This is a genomic window from Ornithinimicrobium pratense, assembly GCF_008843165.1.
GTDB lineage: Bacteria > Actinomycetota > Actinomycetes > Actinomycetales > Dermatophilaceae > Ornithinicoccus > Ornithinicoccus pratensis.
Genome location: NZ_CP044427.1, coordinates 2,935,232 through 2,956,800, shown reverse-complemented (window position 1 = coordinate 2,956,800; position 21,569 = coordinate 2,935,232). Strand labels below are relative to the sequence as shown.

At 68.9% G+C, this 21,569-nt stretch carries 20 protein-coding genes; 9 read left to right on the top strand and 11 right to left on the bottom strand.

The window, feature by feature from the left end:
- Positions 1-66: 66 nt before the first annotated feature.
- Positions 67-594, bottom strand: coding sequence for a COG1361 family protein (locus FY030_RS13560; protein ID WP_158062029.1), 528 nt, complete (start codon positions 592-594; stop codon positions 67-69).
- Between the two features lie 122 nt (positions 595-716).
- Positions 717-2,009: a sensor histidine kinase gene (locus tag FY030_RS13555; protein ID WP_158062027.1), complete on the bottom strand. Its 1,293-nt coding sequence runs from the start codon at positions 2,007-2,009 to the stop codon at positions 717-719.
- A gap of 458 nt (positions 2,010-2,467) precedes the next feature.
- Here FY030_RS13555 and FY030_RS13550 point away from each other — a divergent pair, with 458 nt between their 5' ends.
- Positions 2,468-3,874, top strand: a complete 1,407-nt coding sequence (locus FY030_RS13550) for an ice-binding family protein (protein WP_238348368.1) — start codon at positions 2,468-2,470, stop codon at positions 3,872-3,874.
- 1 nt (position 3,875) lies between these two features.
- The gene (locus FY030_RS13545) at positions 3,876-4,652 is read left to right on the top strand and encodes a class F sortase (protein WP_337692457.1); all 777 of its coding nucleotides are present in this window, start codon (positions 3,876-3,878) and stop codon (positions 4,650-4,652) included.
- A gap of 136 nt (positions 4,653-4,788) precedes the next feature.
- Here the strand turns inward: FY030_RS13545 and FY030_RS13540 are convergent, their stop codons facing one another.
- The 3 genes from FY030_RS13540 to FY030_RS13530 form a co-directional block, all read right to left on the bottom strand.
- Positions 4,789-5,025 carry a CDGSH iron-sulfur domain-containing protein gene (locus FY030_RS13540; RefSeq protein WP_158062024.1) on the bottom strand — a complete coding sequence of 79 codons (237 nt, stop codon included), beginning with the start codon at positions 5,023-5,025 and terminating at the stop codon, positions 4,789-4,791.
- The gene (locus FY030_RS13535; RefSeq protein WP_158062022.1) at positions 5,022-6,056 is read right to left on the bottom strand and encodes an iron-containing redox enzyme family protein; all 1,035 of its coding nucleotides are present in this window, start codon (positions 6,054-6,056) and stop codon (positions 5,022-5,024) included. Before FY030_RS13535 ends, FY030_RS13540 begins: the two co-directional genes overlap by 4 nt.
- 82 nt (positions 6,057-6,138) lie before the next feature.
- Positions 6,139-7,176 (bottom strand): NADP-dependent oxidoreductase, encoded by a 1,038-nt coding sequence (locus FY030_RS13530; RefSeq protein ID WP_158062020.1) that lies wholly within the window; start codon positions 7,174-7,176, stop codon positions 6,139-6,141.
- Positions 7,177-7,443: 267 nt separating this feature from the next.
- Here FY030_RS13530 and FY030_RS13525 point away from each other — a divergent pair, with 267 nt between their 5' ends.
- From FY030_RS13525 to FY030_RS17120, 5 genes are all read left to right on the top strand, one after another.
- Positions 7,444-8,280, top strand: coding sequence for a mechanosensitive ion channel family protein (locus FY030_RS13525; protein ID WP_158062018.1), 837 nt, complete (start codon positions 7,444-7,446; stop codon positions 8,278-8,280).
- 201 nt (positions 8,281-8,481) lie between these two features.
- Positions 8,482-9,708 (top strand): Na/Pi cotransporter family protein, encoded by a 1,227-nt coding sequence (locus FY030_RS13520; protein ID WP_158062017.1) that lies wholly within the window; start codon positions 8,482-8,484, stop codon positions 9,706-9,708.
- Positions 9,705-9,962: a hypothetical protein gene (locus FY030_RS13515; RefSeq protein WP_158062015.1), complete on the top strand. Its 258-nt coding sequence runs from the start codon at positions 9,705-9,707 to the stop codon at positions 9,960-9,962. Before FY030_RS13520 ends, FY030_RS13515 begins: the two co-directional genes overlap by 4 nt.
- Before the next feature lie 73 nt (positions 9,963-10,035).
- Entirely contained in the window at positions 10,036-10,455 is a 420-nt protein-coding gene (locus tag FY030_RS17125; RefSeq protein WP_158062014.1) for a glycerophosphodiester phosphodiesterase, read from the top strand.
- A complete protein-coding gene (locus FY030_RS17120; RefSeq protein ID WP_158062013.1) occupies positions 10,353-10,889 on the top strand; it encodes a glycerophosphodiester phosphodiesterase in 537 nt (178 codons plus the stop codon). Before FY030_RS17125 ends, FY030_RS17120 begins: the two co-directional genes overlap by 103 nt.
- Before the next feature lie 49 nt (positions 10,890-10,938).
- On the opposite strand, the gene FY030_RS13500 is transcribed toward FY030_RS17120, so the two are convergent.
- From FY030_RS13500 to FY030_RS13475, 6 genes are all read right to left on the bottom strand, one after another.
- Positions 10,939-11,529: a TetR/AcrR family transcriptional regulator gene (locus FY030_RS13500; RefSeq protein ID WP_158062011.1), complete on the bottom strand. Its 591-nt coding sequence runs from the start codon at positions 11,527-11,529 to the stop codon at positions 10,939-10,941.
- A 32-nt stretch (positions 11,530-11,561) separates the two neighbouring features.
- The gene (locus tag FY030_RS13495; RefSeq protein WP_158062009.1) at positions 11,562-13,151 is read right to left on the bottom strand and encodes an MFS transporter; all 1,590 of its coding nucleotides are present in this window, start codon (positions 13,149-13,151) and stop codon (positions 11,562-11,564) included.
- A gap of 197 nt (positions 13,152-13,348) precedes the next feature.
- Positions 13,349-14,266 carry a LysR substrate-binding domain-containing protein gene (locus FY030_RS13490; protein ID WP_158062007.1) on the bottom strand — a complete coding sequence of 306 codons (918 nt, stop codon included), beginning with the start codon at positions 14,264-14,266 and terminating at the stop codon, positions 13,349-13,351.
- 240 nt (positions 14,267-14,506) lie between these two features.
- On the bottom strand, positions 14,507-15,499 hold the full coding sequence (locus FY030_RS13485; protein WP_158062005.1) for a substrate-binding domain-containing protein: 993 nt from the start codon (positions 15,497-15,499) through the stop codon (positions 14,507-14,509).
- 15 nt (positions 15,500-15,514) lie between these two features.
- Complete coding sequence (gene fucP, locus FY030_RS13480) at positions 15,515-16,831, bottom strand: L-fucose:H+ symporter permease (RefSeq protein WP_158062003.1); 1,317 nt, start codon at positions 16,829-16,831, stop codon at positions 15,515-15,517.
- Positions 16,832-16,936: 105 nt separating this feature from the next.
- Complete coding sequence (locus FY030_RS13475) at positions 16,937-17,461, bottom strand: hypothetical protein (RefSeq protein ID WP_158062002.1); 525 nt, start codon at positions 17,459-17,461, stop codon at positions 16,937-16,939.
- Positions 17,462-17,590: 129 nt separating this feature from the next.
- Between FY030_RS13475 and FY030_RS13470 the strand changes: the two genes are divergently transcribed.
- Together FY030_RS13470 and FY030_RS13465 are read left to right on the top strand one after the other, a co-directional pair.
- Positions 17,591-19,003, top strand: a complete 1,413-nt coding sequence (locus tag FY030_RS13470; protein WP_158062000.1) for a 3' terminal RNA ribose 2'-O-methyltransferase Hen1 — start codon at positions 17,591-17,593, stop codon at positions 19,001-19,003.
- A complete protein-coding gene (locus FY030_RS13465; protein WP_158061998.1) occupies positions 18,996-21,518 on the top strand; it encodes a polynucleotide kinase-phosphatase in 2,523 nt (840 codons plus the stop codon). The genes FY030_RS13470 and FY030_RS13465 overlap by 8 nt, the downstream gene beginning before the upstream one ends.
- The last annotated feature ends 51 nt before the right edge of the window (positions 21,519-21,569 follow it).

Below are 21,569 nucleotides of genomic sequence, written 5' to 3'. Positions count from 1 at the left end.
CCCGGCGGCAGCTGCCGCCGGGCCGGATGGGTCACGGGACCTTCAGGATTGACCTTGGGGGAGAGGTCAGTTGTTGATTTGGATGGCGTCCCAGACGATCGCTGCCGAGGCGCTCTGGCCCTGCGCGGTGTTGCCGGCGTTCTGGTCCAGGGTCACGGTGAACTTGAAGGTAGCGGCCTGGCCGGGGGTGAAGTTGCCGATCTGCTTGGCCCCGCCGTCCCGGAGGCCGCCAAAGTCGCCCTCGTAGACGATGTGGCTGTTGGCCTCGTTCACCACCTTCAGCTTCAGGTCGCCCTGGGCGAAGGTGCTCTGGGCATCCTTGCCGGTGAGGCTGAAACTGGCGGGCAGGGTCCCGGTGTTGGTCAGGGTCACGTCCCCAGTCTGGCTCTTGCCCGGCTGCAGCGCCTGCGCCGAGAGGATGACCTGGTTGTCCTTGCTGTTGCTGTGCGTCAGCGTGCCGGAGGTCACCGAGCCGATGGTGTTGCTCGAGGCGGAGGTGAAGGTCGCACCCGAGCCCACGGCCAGCGCGCCGGCGGCGAGCAGGACGGCGAGGGGGGCAAGGACCTTCTTCGAGCGGGAGGTGGTGCTGGTCATGGTGACTCCTGTTGATGGGTGTTCCTCAGCGGCGGAACCGTTGATATTTCAAACACTACGCTCGGGAGCTACACGGTTCTTCAACAGGAGAGCTACTCAAGTTCCTCAGTTACTCAGCAGTTCTACCCAGTAGTAACACTGCGGGGTAACCCGGTGGTGCGCGACGCCGCAGCGTCCTCCTGGCGCAGGTCGGGCATGTGGGCCGGGAGCTCGAACCACACCGTGGTGCCGCCCTCCTGGCGCGGCTCCATACCCACCCGCCCCTCATGCGCGGTGATGATCCGGTGGACGGTGGCCAGACCGATCCCGTAGCCGGGGCGGGCCGGCTCGCCGTCGCCGCGGCGCGCGCGGACGTAGGGCAAGAAGATCGACTTCTCCTGGCCGGCCGGCACGCCGATGCCGTTGTCCATCACGCAGATGCGCCAGCAGGAGCCCTGCCGGCTGGCCATGACCTGCACCTCGGGGGTGACGTCGTCGCGGGTGAACTTCAGACTGTTGGTGAGCACGTTGGAGAGGACGGAGTAGAGCAGCTCGCCGTCACCGGGGACGCGGGGAAGGTCGTCGACCCGCACCTGTGCCTGGGTCTCCCGGATGAGCGGGCTGAGGTCGAGCAGCACTCGGTCGGTGACCTCGGCCAGGTCCACCCAGTCGTGCCGCGGTCGCCCGCCGCCCTGCTTGGCGTGGGCGAGCACTTCCTGGATCATCCGGGTCATCCCGCGCGCGGAGTCGGTGATGTGCTCGACGATGTCCGACAGCTCGGGGTCGGCGAGGATGGCGGGCTCCCCCGCCAGCAGCTCGGCGTTGGCGCGCACACCCATGAGCGGGTTGCGCAGGTCGTGGCTGATCTGGCTGGCGAAATGCCACAGCGCCTCGTTGGAGCGGGCCAGCTCGTCGCGCACCTGGGTCAGTTCGCGCAGGAAATCTTCCAGCTGAGTGCTGCGCAGCCGCAGCTCAAGCACGTCGGTGACCCGCTCGGCCATGAAGGTGAGCATCTCGCGCTGCCCTTCGGTGGCCTGCCCAGGTTTTACGTCGAAGACGCACAGCCGCCCCAGGGGCACGCCAGCCGGCGTCCGCAGCGGCGCCGACGCGTAGAACCGCACGCCCGGCCTGCCCTTCACGACGCCCATGTCGGCAAAGAGCGGGTCACGGCTCGCGTCGGGGATGACGACCGCTCCACGCTCGAAGGCAAGGGTGGCGCACATTGACTCCTCGCGCGGCTGCACTGACGGAGGGAAGCCGGTCGTGGCGATCTGGTGCTGCTGAGTGCTGGTGAGGACGTTGATGGCGGCGAGGGGCACGTCGAACACCCGGGCGGCGAGGTCGCTCAGTGACTGCAGCTCCGTGCCGCCGGGGCCCTCGAGCAGGCGGTAGCGGCGAATCTCGCTGTCGCTCTCGCGCATGGCGGAACTGGTCACCGTGCCCCCTCTCCTCACGCGAAACCTCCTCGTCGTACGCCAGATCAGTCTCTCAGACGAGAAGGTATGCCGCCGCCAGGGACCTGAGGGCAGCACGGTGGACACCTCGGTCTCGACTATCTGCCCGGGCAGCCGTCAGCCCGACGGCCGTCGCCGGAGGTGGCAAGGGTGTTTGAGAGGGCCCCCTGTCAAGGAGCACGCTCGGGCGGCGAGAGCAGCGCTTACTCGCGATCGGCAAGGGGGCCGTATTTCGCAAAAATGCTCTGACCAGCATCTATTCTAAAATTCGCACTGATCCGCAGGATTCGCTTTGACATTCGACGCCTTTCGTGGTGAACTTTAGTTTCTGTTACACCCCTGCTTTGCACACAGTTCTGGGGCATTTCATGCCGTCGTACATCATCGAAAAAAAACCATCTCTATCTCGCGGTCCCTTCGCGCTGCTCCTGGGATCGGGCGTGGCCCTCGCCCTCGTCGTGGGGGCCGGCGTCGGCCCGGTAGCCGCCCTGGACCGCGTAGGGCTCGGGACCGCGTCCAACTACGCCGTTCTTGGCGGCTCCACCGTGACCAACACCGGCCCCTCCGTCATCAATGGCTACTTGGGCGTAGCACCAGGCACTGCCATTACCGGCTTTCCCCCCGGCCTGGTGAACGGCGAAGTGCACGCGGCTGACGCCGAGGCCGGTGTGGCCAAGGCGGACCTGACAACCGCCTACAACGACGCCGCCGGTCGGGCGACCGACGTCACAATCTCGGCGGACCTGGCAGGTCAGACACTGACACCTGGTGTTTATACCGGGGACACGCTTGCACTCAACGGCCAGCTGACCCTTGACGGGGCGAACGAGACCGACCCGGTCTTCATCTTCCAGTCAGCCAGCACGCTCATCACCGGGTCGAGCAGTTCGATCGTGTTCATGAACGGAGCCAATGCCTGTGACGTTTACTGGCAGGTGGGCAGCTCGGCGACCATCGGGACGACCACAGCCTTCGCCGGGACCGTGATGGCACACACCTCGATCACCGCCAACACCGGCGCCACCGTCCAGGGTCGGCTCCTAGCCAGCGGCGGTGCAGTCACCCTCGACTCCAACACGATCACCGTCCCCGCCTGCGCACCGACGGGGCCGGAGCCCACGGAGCCGGAGCCCACGCAGCCGGAGCCCCCGGAGCCGACAGAGCCCGAGCCGACAGAGCCCGAGCCGACAGAGCCCGAGCCGACAGAGCCGGAGCCGACGCAGCCCGAGCCCCCGGAGCCGACTCAGCCCGAGCCGACGCAGCCCGAGCCCACGCAGCCCGAGCCCACACAGCCGGAGCCGACACAGCCCGAGCCGACACAGCCGGAGCCGACGCAGCCCGAGCCCACGCAGCCGGAGCCGACACAGCCGGAGCCGACACAGCCCGAGCCGACACAGCCCGAGCCGACACAGCCGGAGCCGACACAGCCGGAGCCGACACAGCCCGAGCCCACGCAGCCCGAGCCCACGCAGCCGGAGCCGACGCAGCCGGAGCCGACGCAGCCGGAGCCGACGCAGCCCGAGCCCACGCAGCCCGAGCCCACGCAGCCGGAGCCGACACAGCCCGAGCCCACGCAGCCGGAGCCGACACAGCCCGAGCCGACACAGCCCGAGCCCACACAGCCCGAGCCCACGCAGCCGCAGCCCACGCAGCCGACTCAGCCGCAGCCCACGCAGCCCGTCGATGGGCAGGTCAAGACATGGCCAGTGGGCGGTGTCCAGACCGGTGGCGAGCCTGCAGGTAGCGGGGCGCGCGCGCTGTTGCTGATGCTCGGTGGCCTAGCTATGGCAGTTGGTCTGGGCGGACTGGTCTGGCCCCGGTCTGCCGCCGCCGCACAGTCCGGCTGACATGGCTGGACGGCACCGGCCCGCAGGACACAGTCGCCCCATGGCGGCTGTGTCCTGCGTGCTCCTGGTGGTTGGCGCGATGTTGTTCATGGTGGCTTACTACGTGACTGAGGCACCCGCAGTCTCGTCCACTCGGGCGCTGGCGGCCTCACCCGGTGAGGTGTCCCCCCTCACCATCCCGGACGCGCCCGCACCGGCGCCACGTCTGAACCCCGACGCCCCGGGCCAGCCCGGGGCACCCGACCAATCTCACCCATCCGACCGAGCCACCAGTGGTCCTCCGTCCTTGCCGACACACGAGGTGACTGATGGCGAGATCAGCCGCCCAACCAACCTGACCGTTGACGGCATCGAGGTGGACTCGGTCCTGCGGCCACTCGGACTGAACGCCGACGGCAGCCTTGAGGTCCCACCACCCGGACCGCGGTACGACGATGCCGGGTGGTTTACCGGGTCTCCACGCCCGGGCGAGGTCGGGCCGGCAATCCTGCTCGGTCACGTGAACGGGGTCGGGGGTAAACCGTCAGTCTTCTTCCGGTTGGCCGAGCTTCGTCCAGGGGACCGGGTCACCGTCGGACGGGAGGACGGGTCCCAGGCTCGCTTTGAGGTCTATCGCGTGGAGCAACACCCGAAAGACGCGTTTCCGACGGCAGCCGTGTATGGAGACACGACAGGCTCAGAGCTGCGGTTGATCACGTGCGCCGGTGAGTGGGACCACAGCACCGGACACTATCGAGACAACACCGTGGTCTACGCCACTCGCATCCTGGAGCCGTAGCCCGACAAGAATGCGCCCCCCGCCGAAGACCGGCGGGGGGCGCCGTCGTTAGATGGCGGCGCCGAGGTGGCCAGCTCTGACCCCTGACCCAGCTGTAGGTGAGATGCCTGAGCGGGGCAGCAGCTACAGGTCGTTCTCAGCTGTGCGGTGCCTTCCCGAGCCGTTTGTGCACGCCGTCGCACCAGGGGAGCCGTTGGCTGGACCCGCACCGGCACAGGGCGACGACGGGGCGCGTCACGGGGTGGGTGACGCCTTGGACGTCGACCACCACCCGGGCGCCGCGCACCAGCACCGGGCCGCCCTCGCACTCGGTGAGGCGGACCAGCTCGGTCGGCAACGGGGTGGCGACGGACGGAAGACGGTCGTCGTTCATGCGGCTGCCCACGGTCGTAGTGGCGTGCGCAGGCAGGAGCGGCCCTGCTCCCAGGTGCCCATCACCAGCTCGGCGACCAGACTCTCCACGTGCAGGCCGGCCACCGCGCCCACCAAAAGAGTGGCCAGGGCCTCGGGGTCCTCGGCAACGAGGGGTCCGCAGACGTCCCGCACGGCGACCTGCTCGTGGGCGGCGTCAGCCTCCACGTGCTCGTCGAAGTAGCGCCAGGCAGCCTCGGGCAGCCCTAACCTGCGGGCACCGGCGACGTAGAACTTGGAGGGCAACGAACTGGTCATCTCCACCATGGTCAGGTGGCCGACGACGGCCGGTGCCCAGCGTCTGCGTCCGGCGAACCAGCCCAGGGTGACGTTCGACAGCAACACGGGAGCGGGCCAGGCGTCGGCATACCCGCCGTAGGAGCGGTCCAGGCCCACGGCCGCCATGGCCTGGCCGAACAGCTCGGAGTGCAGCGCCGAGGGGTCGCCGCTGCCGTACTCGTCGAACTGGATCTCCATCAGGGCGACCTTGGCGCGGCCGGGGATCCGGGGCACCGCAAAGGTATGCGGATCGGCCTCCTTGAGTTGCGAGGCGGACCGGAGCACGAGCATCTCCCGCCACTGCTCGGCCGTCATCGAGGAGCGGGCCCAGGCCGATATCGATGGGGCGGAGGCAGCCACCCGGCCGGGCAGGGAGAACAGCGTCCCGGTGAGGTCGCGGCGGGCCTCGGGCAGCAGCTCCTCCACGACCGGCAGGACGACGTCGAGCAGCTCCGTGGCCAGCTCGGCCTCCAGCTGGGTGCGCGCCTGGACCACCGCCAGGTCCCACTCCTGGTCGGGGTCGACCCCGGCGAAGGCGTGGTAGCTCAGCTCCTGCAGCACCCAGAGCGCGAGCAGGCGGTCCTCGTCGGCCGTGATCCCCGGGGACGGGTCCTGGCTGACCGCCCGCAGCTGCGCGTCTGACGCCGAGGACGGGCGGCGCAGGTGCTCGACCACCGAGGTCGAAATCGGGCCGCGAGGCTGGGGCAGGCGCATCGGGAGTCTCCTTCCGTCGGGTTTCACGCTAAGCCCCCGGTCCACGGGGCGCCTCGTGGTGCGACCTGGTGAGCCACGGTGCTCAGCGCTCCGGGGCCACCCGGATGATGAGCTTGCCGAAGTTCTTACCCTGAAGCATGCCGGCGAAGGCCTCCGGGGCGTTCTCCAGCCCGTCGACGATGTCCTCGCGATAGCGCAGCGTGCCGTCCTGGACCCAACCCGTGGCCTCGGTGAGGAAGTCCTCATACATCTCCGGCGCGAACTCGGACTGGATGAACCCACGGATGGTGAGGCTCTTGGTGAGAATCTGGGAGAGGAAGCCGGGCAGCCGGTCCCGGCCGTCCAGGTCCGAGCCGTTGTACTGCGCCACCAGACCGCAGACCGGGATGCGGGCGTAGAGGTTGAGCAGCGGCAGCACGGCGTCGGCCACGTGGCCAGCCACGTTTTCGAAGTAGACGTCGATCCCGTCAGGGACGGCGCCGGCCAGCTGGCGCGCAAAGTCCGGGTCGCGGTGGTCGACGGCTGCGTCGAAGCCGAAGTCCTCCAGCAGTGCGCGGCACTTCTCCGGCCCGCCGGCGATGCCGACTGCCCGCGCGCCCTTGAGCCGCGCGATCTGGCCGACGGCCGACCCCACGGGCCCGGTGGCCGCGGCCACCACGACGGTCTCCCCGGGTTGTGGCCGACCGATCTTCAGCAGGCCGGAGTATGCCGTGAAGCCCGGCATGCCGAGCACGCCCAGCGCCGTCGACAGGGGAGCTGCGGATGGGCCCAGCCGGCGCACCTGGGAGCCGTGGACGACGGCATGCGACTGCCACCCGGCTCCGGCGAGGACGTAATCGCCCTCCGTGACGTCGGGGTGCCGCGACTCGAGGACCTGCCCGACTGTCCCGCCGACCATCACGTCGCCTAGCTCTACGTGCGCGGCGTAGGACGGAGCGGTGCTCATCCGACCCCGCATGTAGGGATCGAGGGACAGATAGACGGTCCGCAGCAGCACGTGCCCCTCAGCCACCTCCGGGAGATCGACCATCTCCGTCCGGAAGTTCTCGGAGGTCGGCACCCTCTCAGGACGGGAGGCGAGGACGATGCGGGTGCTCTGGGTCTTGGGGTGCGCAGCCATAGCCGCAGTGTGCCTGGTGCGGCTGACACGACAGGAGAAGAGCGGCACGGTCGTCTTCGCTCCGAGGGCGGGTATGCCGAGGCGAAGTTGCATGGTCAGTGGACCCGGTGGCGGATGGACGGGAGTCAGCTGCTGAGTCAGTTGGCGCACCGGGGTCTGCGGTCTGGACGTTAGGCTGACGAAGGTGTCCCGCTCGCAGGAAAAGACCCCCGTCCACCATGACGGACAGGGCCTGCCTGAGGTCGAGGGTGGGGACAGGCGGGAGTTGTGAGCGACGCGCTTGGCGGTCTCGACCTTCCTCCTGTGACCGCAGCCGGAGTGAGTTTAGGGTTGGCCGTTCTCCTGATTGGCCTCCTCCTTGGTCAGCTCGTCCGGTTGCTGGTCTCCCGCGCCATGTTGTGGCGTGGACGCGGTGCGAGCTCAGCGGACGTTCTCGGACGGTTGGCGTCATGGCTGGTCGGATTGCTTGCTGTCGCCGCCTCCCTGGCGATCACCTTCCCCAGTATTCAGCCCGTCAATCTGCTGGGCGGCATCGGCATCATCTCCATCGCCGCCGGTATCGCCTTTCAGACCGTGCTCGGCAATATGTTTGCCGGCATCGTCATCCTCACCCGGGACCGTTTCCGGGTCGGTGACCAGATCTCCGTTCTCGACCACCGCGGCACGATCGTCCAGATGGGTCTGACCAGCACCTCCATCCGCGCCTTTGACGGCCGGCTTGTGCTGGTGCCGAATGCCACCTTGCACTCCGAGGTGGTCACCGTGCGGACCGGCTTTGAACAGGTGCGAAGCTCCGTGGTGGTCGACCTCGCCGACACCGGTGACCTGGAGCATGCAGCCGGGGTTGCGGTGCGGGCCATGACGGCTGTTCCTGAGGTACTTGATGACCCCTCGCCGGAGGCCTTCCTCACCTCGGTCGGGACCACCACGGCGCAGCTGGAGCTGCGCTTCTGGTCGGGGGCGCGCCAGCTTGAGACCAAGGAGGCGACCCATGCGGTGATCCTGGCGGTGCTCGCAGCGTTCGCGGCAGAGGGCGTCGAGGCCGGTGCCGAGGTGCACACCGTCGACGTCGGCCCGCGTCTCGCCCGGATGCTGGACCGGTGACAAACCCACCCACCACTTCGCCGGAGGCCTGAGCTCGCGAGGGCAGTTCCCAGGCGTGCTGTGCTCAGGCAAAACCACGCCACGGTGACCAGCAGGTGACAGTTGTCGGAACGATGACGCTACAGGCGCCCGAACGGTGGGACGACCCGCCGGCGGGGCCTAGCGTGGTTGTCGCCCACTGCATCCACCCCTGGGGGAACGATGAACGACAAGCCAGCCAGCGCAGCCTCCCGCGTGGACGCCAGCGCGACGGAGCCGGAGACTGCTCCGGCGGAGCAATCCGCAGAGCCGGAGCTCGACGCCCGCGGCAAGGCCGCCCGGTGGGTCGGTGCGCTCGTCATGCTCTACCTGCTGGTGTGCGCGGTCGACGTCATCGGGGACGGGTTCGGTCTGATCGCCGGGGACCGGGCCGAGGGCATGTTCGAGTTCGCGACGAACCCGTTCGTAGGGTTGGCCGTCGGCATCCTGGGCACGGTGCTGATGCAGTCTTCTTCGACCACGACGGCCATCACCGTGGGTCTGGTGGCCGGTGGGCTGCCGGTGGAGATCGCCGTGCCGATGATCATGGGGGCCAACGTCGGCACGACTATCACCAACACTCTGGCCAGTTTGGCCAACGCCGGGAAGAAGGACGCCTTCCGCCGATCCTTCGCCGCCGCCACCGTGCACGACGTCTTCAACCTGCTCGCCATCGTGGTGATCCTGCCGCTGGAACTGCTGACCGGCTTCCTGGCGCGCACGGCAGGGGCGTTGGCCGGCTCGCTGCGGGGCGCTGACGGGGCGGACCCCAGCCAGGTCGACGTCCTCGACTTCATCACCTCTCCGGTGCTGGACGCCTTCACGGGCTTCGTGGCTGCCGTCACGAGCAGCGACCTGGTCGAGGGCATCGTGCTGGCGGCGGCCGGCGTGGTCGGCATCCTCGTCTCGGTCCGGGTGCTCGGGGTGCTGCTGGGCCAGTTGATGGTGGGCCGGGCCAAGAGGATCCTGCACGCCACGATGGGCCGGGGCCCGGTGAGCGGCGTCGCCGCGGGTGCCGGCGTGACGGTGCTCGCCCAGTCCTCCTCGGTGACGACCAGTCTGATGATCCCGCTGGCGGGATCCGGGACCGTGTCGCTGAAGCAGATCTACCCCTACACCGTGGGTGCCAACATCGGCACTACCTTTACCGCCATCCTGGCCTCGCTCGCGGCGTCCCAGAACCAGGTCGAGGCGACCCAGATCGCCTTTGTGCATCTGGGTTTCAACCTCGTCGCCACGCTCGTCATCTTCGTCCTGCCCTTCCTGCGTCAGATCCCGATGCAGGGCGCCACGTTGCTGGCCAACCAGGCCGTGGTCCGACCGTGGATCGTGGTCGTCTGGGTGCTCGGTGTCTTCGTCGCCGTGCCCGCGGCTGTCATCCTGCTGTCCGTCACCGGAGGTATCTCATGACCCACCCTGACCCCGACGACCGGTCCATCGGCCTCCCGCCCCTTGACGAGGACCTCTCACCGGCGCAGATTGAGGAGCTGCTCACCGAGGCCGAGGAGTCCTTGGCGCAGCTGCGCGAGGAGGTCCGCCAGCGGCGCCTGAAGGATGACCTAGACGCCCAGATCCCCGCCACCGACCTGTCGGAGGCGCGGGGCCGGTGGCACCACTTCGTCGCCTACCTCAGGCAGATCACCCAGCAGCAGGAGCCGCGCTAGACCCGGGACCACCGTCGACACCTGCACGTCCAACCCTCTAAGCCAGGCGGATCGACTGTGGTGACCCCGGGGTATGCCGGGGGAGCCAGACAACAGCCGGGGGACCCGCCGCAGAGAAGTCAACAGTTCGCCGCCCTCTAGACACCGTGAGGGGGAGCGCCTGTCATCGGGTGGCGGCAGGCTCGTAGTCGTGCTTGTCATCGCGCATCGCGGGCTGGTCGGCCCGGACCGTCCGGAGAACACCCTCGCTGCGGTCGAGGCCGCCTTCGCCGCCGACGCCGATGGGGTGGAGGTCGATCTGCGGTTGACGGCGGACGGAGTCCTGGTGCTCAGCCACGATGCCGATCTACGGCGTCTGACCGGGATACCCCTGCCTGTGGTCTCGTCCTCGTGGACAGACCTCAGCCTCGCGGCCGCGCGCACCGGCTGCAACTGTGCCGCCTCGAAGACGTCCTCAGCCTTGCTCAGGGACGAGGGCTCGTCCTCGAGGTGAAAGGGCCTCCGCGACGCTCCGGGGCTGGGCCCCGGACGGCAGCAGCCCTGGCGCGCCTCCTCGATGGTCCAGGATCGGGCCCCCGCCCGGAGGTGACAGTGTCCTCGTTCGCGGCACCGCTCCTGGGGCAGGTCCGGCAGATGCTGGGTCGGCGGTCGGGCGTGCGCACGGCCCTGCTCGGGCACCCCTGGCAGACAGCGTCCTCGGTGCTTCACCGGGCCCGTGCGGACGGGCACCACGAGATCCACCCTTCGGTCGGCACGGTCCTCGGTGCGCCGGTTGTCGAGGCGGCACACGATGCGGGCCTGACCGTGGTGCCCTGGACGGTGAACTCCGCTCGGGATGTGCGGCGGCTGCAACGGGCCGGTGTCGACGGGGTGATCTCCGACGTTCCGCGCGTGGTCCACGGGGCGCTCACCCCCGCCTTCGCCTGAGCTCCGCCGGTGCCTTGGGCGTCCAGCCCGCCACCGGTGTGGTCCACCGTCAGGAGCGGCTGTCCCGTTCCAGGCGGGAGGCGGTGGCGTGGGCGGCGTCGCTGAAGGCAGCACGTAGGCGGGCGTCGTCGCGGTGGCCGAGCCAGGCGACCGTCGTGCCGAAGAGCAGGCCGAGGAGCTGGTCGACCAGCACCGGCACCGGAACCGCCCACCGGCCGCGGGCCTGGGCGGCGACATCGCTGAGTAGTTGGGTGAGGCTGTCGGCGTAGCCTTGCTCGGAGGCACGGAAGAGTTCGGCGAGCGCGGGGTCGCGGACGGCCATCAGGGTCAGCTCCTGGAGCGCCAGCTCGATGTCCGGGTCGGCGATGAGGTGGTCGACGTAGGCCGAGAAGGCCCGCGCGAGCACCTCCTCCGGGGGCCCGCCGGCGGCCCCGACGGAGGAGAAGATGCGCACCGCGGAGTCGGTGTCGGCGGCGATGACCGCTTGGAGCAACGCCTCCTTGGAGGAGAAGGCGTAGTGGACCGACCCGTGCGGGACGCCCGCCTCGTCGGCCACGGCTCGGGTGGTCAGCGCCCAGGCGCCGTCGCGGGCCATCACCCTCAGGGCCACCTGCGTCAGCTCGGCCCGACGCTGAGCCATCGGCACTTGCGGGCGGCGCTGGCGTGGGGGCGTCACCGTCGGCACTCCTCACGATCGTCGGACGCCTTGTCCTCCTCGTCGGCGCGCCCCGACGAGGTTACGGTGCCGCCCTCGAGTGCCCCGTCCACGGCCGGGGCCCGCAGCCCGCGCCAGGCGATAGCCAGGGCGGCTAGGATCACCACGCTGGAGGTCCACGCCACGGCGTCCATCCCGGTGAGGAACGCGTCGGAGGCCAGTTGGCGCAGCGGCATACCCGTCTCCTGCGGTAGACGACCGGCGAGCTCGTGCGCCGCGCCGAGTGTCTGTCGGGCCGCGTCCAGCTGTGCGGGGGTGAGGCCGTCCGCGGCCCCCAGGCCGCGGGCGTAGAAGGCCATCCCGATCGTGCCCAGCACAGCGGTGCCCATCGCACCCCCGAACTCGTAACCGGTCTCGGAGATTGCCGAGGCGGCGCCGGCGCGCGAGGGTGGCGCGGTGGTGAGGATGACGTCGTTGGTCAGCGTCTCGGCGAGGCCGAGCCCGAGCCCGATGAGGACCGAGGTCACCACGAAGGGCGTCAGCGTCTGCGCCTCGTCCAGCCGCGTCGCGGTGAGGAAGCCAGCCGTGAGCAGGACCAGACCGGTGAGGATCACGCCCCGCACCGAGATCACCTTGGCGAGAAGGGGCGAGGTGAGCGAGCCCACGATGGTGGCGAGGGCCAGCGGCAGCAGCCACAGGCCGGCCTGCGCCGAGCCCATGCCCTGGACGAGCATGAGGTACTGCGGGAAGAAGAACATGACACCCAGCAGCGTGAAGACCGCGATGACGTTGATGAGCACCGCCGCCGAGAAGCCCGGCCGGGCGAAGAGCGAGACATCGATCATCGGGTGCTCGAGCCGGCGCTGGCGCCGCACGAAGAGCGCGAGCACCGACAGACCCACCGTCAAGGCGATCGTCGGGAGCACGGCCTGCGCGCCCAGCGTCGGATCCTTGGCCAAGGTCTTGAAGGCGTAGACCACCGCCAGCAGGCCGACGATCGACAGCAACGCCGAGAGGATGTCGAACGGGCCGGGGCTCGGGTCCTTGGCCTCCGGCAGCACCAGCAGGGCCGCGACGAAGAAGAGAAGCATGATCGGCGCGTTGATGAGGAAGACCGACCCCCACCAGAAGTGCTCGAGCAGCAGCCCGCCCAGAACCGGGCCGAGCGCGGCCCCGCCCGAGAAGGCCGCAGCCCAGACGGCGATGGCAGCCCGCCGCTCGCGCCGGTCCAGGAAGATCGTGCGCAGCAGGCCCAGGGTCGAGGGCATGAGGGTAGCGCCGCCCAGGCCCAGCAGCGCGCGGGCCATGATGAGCATCTCTGGGCTGGTGGAGAAGGCGGCTAGCCCCGAGGCCAGGCCGAAGGCGGGGGCACCGATGAGCAGCAGCAGCCGGCGACCGAAGCGGTCACCGAGGCTCCCCATCAGCACGAGCAGTCCGGCCAGCAGGAAACTGTAGAGGTCGATGATCCACAGCAGCTGGCTGGAGCTCGGCTCCAGGTCGGCACTCAGTGCGGGGACCGCGATGCCCAGGACGCTCATGTCGATGCTGATGAGCAGCACCGGCAGGATCAGGACGGCCAGGGCGGACCAACGGCGGGGGGCGGACACGGCGGACCTCACTTCTCAGGCGGCGCACGGGACTCTGCCAGGCTGCCGCGACGACAGGGCACAGGCCCGACGGCGTCGGGCCTGTCCTCCAGCATCACACAAGTTTGGCCGCCTGGCCAAAGAGGCAGGTCTGGTCGGGCGTCGGTCTCGCCCCGGGTTGCGCAGGGCAAGGTCTGCCCGTCCGAGGCGTGCCCACCTCAGACCGGGCGCGGCAGCCGCCCGGCGCGCGCACGGGCCAGCACGTGCTCACGGAACAGCTCGGCCGCCGGCAGCATGCGCCGCCGTGGGGCCCAGCTGAACCCCACCTCCCGGGTCGCGCCCCGGTCGGTCAGTGCCAGGACGTGCGGGCCTACCACTGGCGCGGCCATCGAACCGCCCCACAAGGCCGGTGCGATGGCCACTCCGAGGCCCGCAGCGACATACCCCCGCAGGGTGGGGAGGTCATCGGCGACGAAGGCGACATTCGGCTCGAACTGCGCTTCGGCGCACAACTGTTCACTCTGTCGGCGCAGCAACGAGGTCGCCTTGATCATGACGAACGGCTCATCGGCGACCTGGGTCAGCGCGACCGTGTCGGTGCCGATGAGGTGATGACCGGGTCCGACCAGCAGGCGCAGGGGTTCCACGGCCAGGACCCTCCACCGAGGATGATCCGGGCCCTGAGGTGGGCGCAACGTGGAGAGCTCGAAGTCCACGTCGCTGCGCGGACCGACGTCAGGCACCGTCTCGTCGGCCGTGGTGCGCAGGTCGAGGCGAACGTGCGGATGCTCGGCATGGAAACTGCTCACCAGGTCCGGGACGAGCCAGCTGCCGAAGGAGGGTTGGAAGGCGATCGTGACGGTGCCCCGCTCAGGGTCCAGGATCTGTTGCACCGCCGCAATCCCGTCATCGAGGTGATGCAGCACGGCGTCTACGTGCTGCTTGAACGCGGCCCCGGCGTGGGTCAGCCGCAGCACCCGCCCCTCACGCCGCAGCAGTGGGGTGCCCACCTCGAGCTCGAGCCGGCTGAGGGCCCGGGACACCGCAGGCTGCGAGATCCCCTCGATCTGGCTCACCTCGGTCACCGTCACGCCGTCGGCGACGAGCTGAAACCAGCGCAGAGTCTCCGTCTCCATTCCTATGACGCTAACGCATAAATCGCCTGCTTAGGAGGCATTGGACGTATTGGTTGAACTCGACGACCCTGGATACATGGCCAAATTCATGTACCGCCTCCTGACCGGCTCCCCCCGCGACACCATGGCCTTCCCGGCCACCCGCGGTGTCACCATCGTCGCCTGGCCCTCCCGGCTCACCGAGCGCTGAACGCCCCCACTGACCGGCGTTGAGCATCCTCCTCGCCGGCCGGTCCCGGATCAGCTGCCCCAGCAGGTCCGAATCCCGAACTCCACCCGCCGCGACTCCACCCCGTCCATCGGGTCGTCGCTGACCAGCTCGCTCCCCGTGTCCAGGAATCCGCTGACTGTCTCACCGTCACGCACCGCCGCAGCGATCGCCCGAACACCTTCCCGTGCCATGTTCTGCGGATACTGTGTCGCCGTCGCGTCGATGTCTCCGGGCCGCACGGCCTCGCGCATCGCACGGCACCCACCGTCCACCGAGACCACGACCACCTCGTCCAGGTCGACCTCGGCAGCGTCGAGCGCTGCCAGGGCTCCGAGCGCGGCCGGCTCGTTCACCGTGTAGATCACGTTGATGTCCGGATGCTCGGCGAGCACCTGGGTCATCCTGACCGCGGCGTTGTCCCGGTCACCCTGGGTGTCGACCGACGCCACGATCGCCGGATCGTCCTCGTCCAGCCCGAATCCCTCGAGGAACCCCATGCGCCGCAGCTCCCCCGAGCTGATGTCACCGGACAGGTTGAGCATGGCCACCTGCGGATCCAGCCCGAGGTCGTCGACCTTCGCGGCGGCATACTCCCCGACCGAACGGCCCGCCGCCTCGTTGTCGGTGGCGAAGAAGGCGTCCACCGCCTCCGGTGGATCGACCGGGGTGTCTAGCGCGATCACCAGTACCCCGGCGTCCCGTGCCTGCTGGATCGCCGGCAGCAGGGCGACCGGATCCGCTGGTGCGATCAGGATGCCGTCCACCCCTTCGGCGACCATGTCTGCGAGCGCGGCCTCCTGCGATGCTACGTCGGTGTCGCTGACACCCGTCGCCGTGCTGAGCTCGACGTCGAGGTCGTCGGCCGTCTCCTGGGCGACGTCCTTCAGTGAGACCCAGTAGGGGTTCTCCTCCTGCTTGGTGATCAGCCCCACCGACACGGGCTCCAGCTCCTCACCGGCGCAACCCGCCAGGCTGAGGCCGCAGAGCACCGCGCCCACCGTGATCCACGTGCGTGTGTGCATACCGATCGCCACCCTTCAGGCCTCGGACCTCGCGGCGCCAGCCGCAGGACGGGTGTTCTGCAATGCGAACAGGGCGTATGCCGCGACTGCCGCCAGGCAGATGGCCGGCACGATGTAGCCCATCGCCGATCCAGCGGCGTCCATCACGCTCGCGTGCACCATCGGCACCAGCGCACCGCCGAGGATGGCCATCACCAGGCCGGCCGAGCCGAACTTGGCGTCCGGGCCCAGCCCCTGCAGCGAGAGGCCGTAGATGGTCGGGAACATCAGTGACAGCGAGGCCGAGATGGCCACCACCGCGATCAACCCGACGACGTTGAGGACGAAGATGGAGGTCAGGCAACAAATCACGCCGAAGACCGCCATGATCAGCAGCAGCAGGGCCGGCCGGAAGATTCCCAGCAGGTAGGTCATCACGAAGCGCGAGATGAGGAAGAGGATCAGGCTCGCCTGCAGCCACCAGCCGGCCTCGCCGGGGGAGGTTCCGGCGACGTCCTGGGCATACAGGATGGTGAAGGTCCAGGTGCACGTCTGGGCCGCGACGTTGAAGAACTGCGCCACCACGCCGTAGCGGTAGTGCCGGTTGGCCCACAGCCGGCCCAGCGTGCCACCGCGGCCAGAGGTCAGGTCGACCGGCGCCGGCGCGCTGGGCAGCTCCATCTTGCGGAAGGCGATGAGCAGCCAGATGAGCACCAGGATCCCGGCGATCCCCAGGTAGGGCTGCAGCACCAGGCCCAGGTCGGACTCCGTGGCGGCGAGGAGCTCGTCCTCTCCCATGATGGTCTTGCTCTCCTCCGGCGTCAGGTTCGGCAGGATGAGGATGGCGCCCATCAGCACACCGACGTTGGCACCGACCGGGTTGAAGGACTGCGCAAGGTTGAGCCGCTGGGTGGCGCTGGCCTCCTCGCCCATTCCGATGACGAAGGGGTTGGCGGAGGTCTCCAGGATGGACAGACCTGCCGCGAGCACGAAGAGGGCCAGCAGGAACATCTCATAGACGAGCAGGCTGCTGGCGGGGATGAAGAGGAAACCACCCACGGCCGCGAGTCCTAGCCCCACCAGGACGCCGGCCTTGAAGCCGTAGCGGGCGTTGATGAACGCGGCCGGGATCGCCAGCAGGAAATAGGCACCGTAGTAAGCGAACTGGACCAGCGAAGCCTGGAAGTTCGACATGTCGAAGATGCCGCGGAAGACCCCAACGAGGATGTCGGTGAGGTTGGCGGCCATACCCCATGCGGCGAAGCAGAGGATGAGCAGGATGAACGGGATACGGAGGTGGCGGGCCACCAGGGGAGCGCTGCGCTCGGTGGTGTCCTTCGGCGTCGTTGCCATCGCACCCCTTTTCTGACGTTGCGTCACTGCGATGTGAGGACACTAACCCCTCTCGAGTCAGGTGGCGCCTCGAACCTCGCCAGTACCGCTGGGAGCGTTACCCCTCTACAGGAGGTGGAGGAGGGCTGCCACTCTCAGGGAGATCAGCGCTGTGAGTCCGATGAGTGTTGCTGGTGCAGATATGCGCCACATCGCACCGCAGTCGCCGTAGGCAACCCCGCTGCGTTTCGAAGCGATGGCATCGGCGAGGAGGTAGAAACAGAAGAGCGCAGAACTCACCCCCAGCATGAGTAGGGCGACGGCGCCGAAACCTTGCAAGATGACGACGAGAAGCAGCACCAGCCCGGTCTCGAGCAGGAACCCTCCTGCGACAAACGACCACGCCGCAATCGGCGATGGGTTGTGCCTCAGAAACGTCGGCGCGTACTCCGGGTCATCCGGGGAGAGCCATCGCTCTCCTCGGCGCAGGGCGACGAACGATGGACGGCCAAGGCGAATCTTCAGGTCGCGAGCGGGGACGCCCGCCCACAGACCCAGCAGGTAGTGACCACCTTCGTGTACGACGATGCTCGCCCACAGAAACCCCAGGACCGCAGGAATGAGAGCCAAGAACGGTAGAACGTCAGACACGTCCACCACCCTAGGTGGCAGCTGGCGGACGGCGCGGGACTGCACCAGTCTCGAGCTGGTCGTGCTGCTCGCGACTGCTGTCCGCGTGCCTGCTGACCTGTGATGCCGGTGCTCGGGCAGACTGAGCGGATGCTGTTGACCGTCGCGACAACGCACCAGCCGGCGACCGACCTGGGCTTCCTCTTGCATAAGCACCCCGACCGCGTGCAGCGCTTCGAGCAGTCGTTCGGGACCGCGACGGTCTTCTACCCGGAGGCGACTCAGGAGAGGTGTGCCGTCGCCCTCATGCTTGATGTCGACCCGGTGCGGTTGGCCCGGTCCCGAGGAAAGGGCTCTCCTGACTTCAGCCTCGCCCAGTACGTCAACGACCGTCCGTATGCGGCGTCCTCATTGCTCGCTGTCGCGATGGCGCAGGTCTTCAGCACCGCCCGCAGCGGGCGCTGTGCCTCCAGGCAAGACCTGGCGGACTCGCCCATCCCGCTGGAGGTCAACATCCCGGTGCTCCCGTGTCGTGGCGGGCCGAGCATCGCTCATCGCCTCTTCGAGCCCCTGGGTTGGGCCGTCGAGGCGCAGCCCATCCCGCTGGACGACGCATTCCCCGAGTGGGGCAGCTCCAGGTACGTGCGGCTTCGCATCACTGGCACTGTGCGTCTGGCAGACACGCTGAACCAGTTGCACGTCTTGCTGCCGGCGCTGGATGAGTCCAAGCACTACTGGCAGGGTGCGGACGAGGTGGACAAACTCTTGCGATCGGGCGAAGCGTGGCTGCCGAACCACCCGGAGCGGGATCTCATCACGCGCCGCTACCTTGGTCGGGCCGGCGCCCTTCGGCGAGTGGCGCTGGCTCGCCTGGCGGAGCTCGGGGACGACCTTGATGAGGTCGTGGAGCCGGCCCAGGACGAGGAGGTGCGGCAGCCGGACGATCAGCGCCTCCCGCTCAACGTTCAGCGCCACGACGCGGTCCATCAGGTCTTGCTCGATGCTGGGGTGCAATCGGTCATCGACCTGGGTTGCGGTTCTGGCCAGTTCCTTGACCGGCTGGTCAAGACCGGGGTTTTCACCCGGGTCGCCGGGTCCGATGTGTCGGCGCGGTCCGTGCAGTACGCCGCCGCCCGTGTGCGGCTGGAGCAGATGAGTGAGCGGCAGGCTGGCCGCGTCCAGCTGTTTCAGAGCGCCCTGACCTACGAGGACGACCGGTTTGCCGGGTTCGACGCCGCTGTCCTGATGGAGGTCGTGGAACATGTCGACCCGTCCCGGCTGGAGGCTCTGGAGCGCGTGGTGTGGGGCGTCGCCCGACCCGGGCTCGTCGTCGTGACCACCCCGAACAGCGAATGCAACGCCCTGTACGAAGGCCTGACCGGAATGCGGCACCCTGACCATCGGTTCGAGTGGACCCGCTCGGAGTTCGCCGACTGGTCTGAGCGCGTCGCCGCCGCGTACGGCTACACGGTGGAGCATCGAGGCATCGGACAGGTCGACGAGACGTTCGGCGCCCCGACGCAGATGGGCATCTTCACCCGGGAGGCGGGCCGTGATGACTGACGTCTCCAATGAACTTCCGGTCACCGTGCCGGCCATGGGCCTGGTCGTGCTGATCGGCGTGTCGGGCAGTGGGAAGTCGACGTTCGCCCGGACACACTTCGCACCGACCGAGGTCCTCTCCAGCGACTTCTGCCGTGGACTAGTCGCCAACGACGAGAACGACCAGTCAGCCACGCCGGATGCGTTCGACGTGCTGCACTACATCGTCGGCACCCGGCTGCGTCGCGGCCTGCTGACCGTGGTCGACGCCACGAACGTGCAGCGGGGCGCTCGTGCCTCGCTCGTCAAGCTCGCCAAGAGTCATGACGTCCTCGTGGATGCCATCGTGCTGGACGTGCCCGAGTCACTAGCGGCCGAGCGCAACGCGACACGGCCAGATCGGGACTTCGGCCGCCATGTCGTCGCCCGGCAGCATCGCGACCTCCAGCGGTCCTTGGGCAAGCTCAACAAGGAGGGGTTCCGGCGGGTCCACGTCCTGCGCGGCACCGACCAGGTCGACACGGTGCGGATCGTGCGTGAGCGTCCGTGGAACGACCGCAGGCACCAGCACGGTCCCTTCGACATCGTCGGCGACGTCCACGGGTGCGCCTCGGAGCTCCGGACCCTGCTCACCGAGCTGGGCTGGGCCGTGGCCGTGGACGCGGCCGGCGTCGCGGTCGGAGCCTCCCACCCGGAAGGCCGGCAGGCCGTCTTCGTCGGTGACCTGGTCGACCGCGGACCGGACACGGTCGGCGTGCTGCGCCTGGTGATGGGCATGGTTGCCTCCGGCGACGCACTCTGCGTGTCCGGCAACCACGAGGCCAAGTTGCTGCGCGCCCTGCGCGGATCGAAGGTGACCATCTCTCACGGCCTGGCCGAGTCCCTCGCCCAGTTGGAGCAGGAGCCTGAACAGTTCCAGGTCCACACCCTGGACTTCCTCGATGGGCTCATCAGCCACTACGTCCTCGATGGGGGCAAGCTGGTCGTCGCCCACGCTGGGCTGAAAGAGGCTTACCACGGCCGTTCCTCCGGGCGGGTCCGCGCCTTCGCGCTCTACGGCGACACCACCGGGGAGACCGACGAGTACGGCCTGCCCGTGCGTTACCCCTGGGCGCAGGAGTACCGCGGCCAGGCCATGGTCGTCTACGGCCACACGCCCGTCCCCGAAGCGGAATGGGTCAACAACACCATCTGCCTGGACACCGGCGTGGTCTTCGGCGGCGCACTCACCGCGCTGCGCTACCCCGAGCGCCAGATCGTGTCCGTGCCGGCCGAGCAGCAGTGGTACGAACCGGTCCGTCCGCTGGCGCCGGCCACGGTCGACCGCGAGCCGTCGGTGCTCAAGATCGGCGACGTCGCCGGTACTCGCTGGTTGGCGACCGCTCACGCCGGCAAGGTGAAGATCCCCGAGGAGAACGCCGCGGCCGCGCTGGAGGTGATGAGCCGGTTTGCCGTCGACCCACGGTGGCTGGTCTACCTGCCACCGGCCATGTCGCCGGTCGCCACCTCCACCCTGGAGGGGTTCCTGGAGCACCCGGAGGAGGCGTTCGAGGAGTACGCCGGCTGGGGCGTCACGCGGGTTGTGTGCGAGGAGAAGCACATGGGCTCGCGCGCCATCGCCGTCATCGCTCAGGACGCGGAGGCCGCCGAGGGGCGCTTCGGCGTCGGCGACGGCTCCACCGGCGCTGTCTACACCCGCACCGGACGGCCCTTCTTCGCGGACACCACCGGGCTCCTTCAGCGCCTTCGCCTCTCGGCGAAGCCGCTGTTCGAGTCGCTGGAGACGGACTGGCTCGCCCTTGACTGCGAGCTTCTTCCCTGGTCGGTCAAGGCACTCGACCTCATCCAGGCGCAGTACGCCTCCGTCGGGGCGGCGGCCGCGCACGCCCTGCCCGAAGCCCTCACCGCCCTTGAGCAAGCCGCAGCCCGCGGCCTGGACGTCAGCGACCTCACGCGACAGGCAGAACGCCGCCTCGCCAACGCCGCGAAGTTCCGGGACGCCTACGCCGCCTACGTGCGACCGACGCAGGGCTTGGAGGGCGTGACGCTGGCTCCCTTCCAGATCCTCGCAGCAGAAGGACGCGCCCTGGCGTTGACCGAACCGCACGAGTGGCACCTCGCCGAGCTCGCCAAGCTGAACGACGAGCTCATCACCCCGACCCGCCACCGCTTCGTCGACCTCGCATCCAGGCAGGAGCGCGACGCAGCGACCCGGTGGTGGGACGAGCTGACCGCCGCCGGCGGAGAAGGCATGGTCGTCAAACCGGCCCACCTCACCGACGCATCGGTCCAGCCCGGCATCAAGGTCCGGGGCCGGGAGTACCTGCGAATCATCTACGGACCCGACTACACCGACTCACTGCCGCTCCTGCGCGACCGGCACCTTGGAAAGAAGCGGCAGCTAGCCCGACGCGAGCACGGACTCGGACTCGAAGCCCTTACCGCCTTCGTCGACCATGCGCCGCTGTGGAAGGTGCATCAAGCCGTATTTGCCGTCCTCGCCCTGGAGTCCGAGCCCGTCGACCCAAGACTCTGAGACGCGGTGCAACCGCGATAGGGACAGCGGCCGGCCACTCGCGCCAAGGTT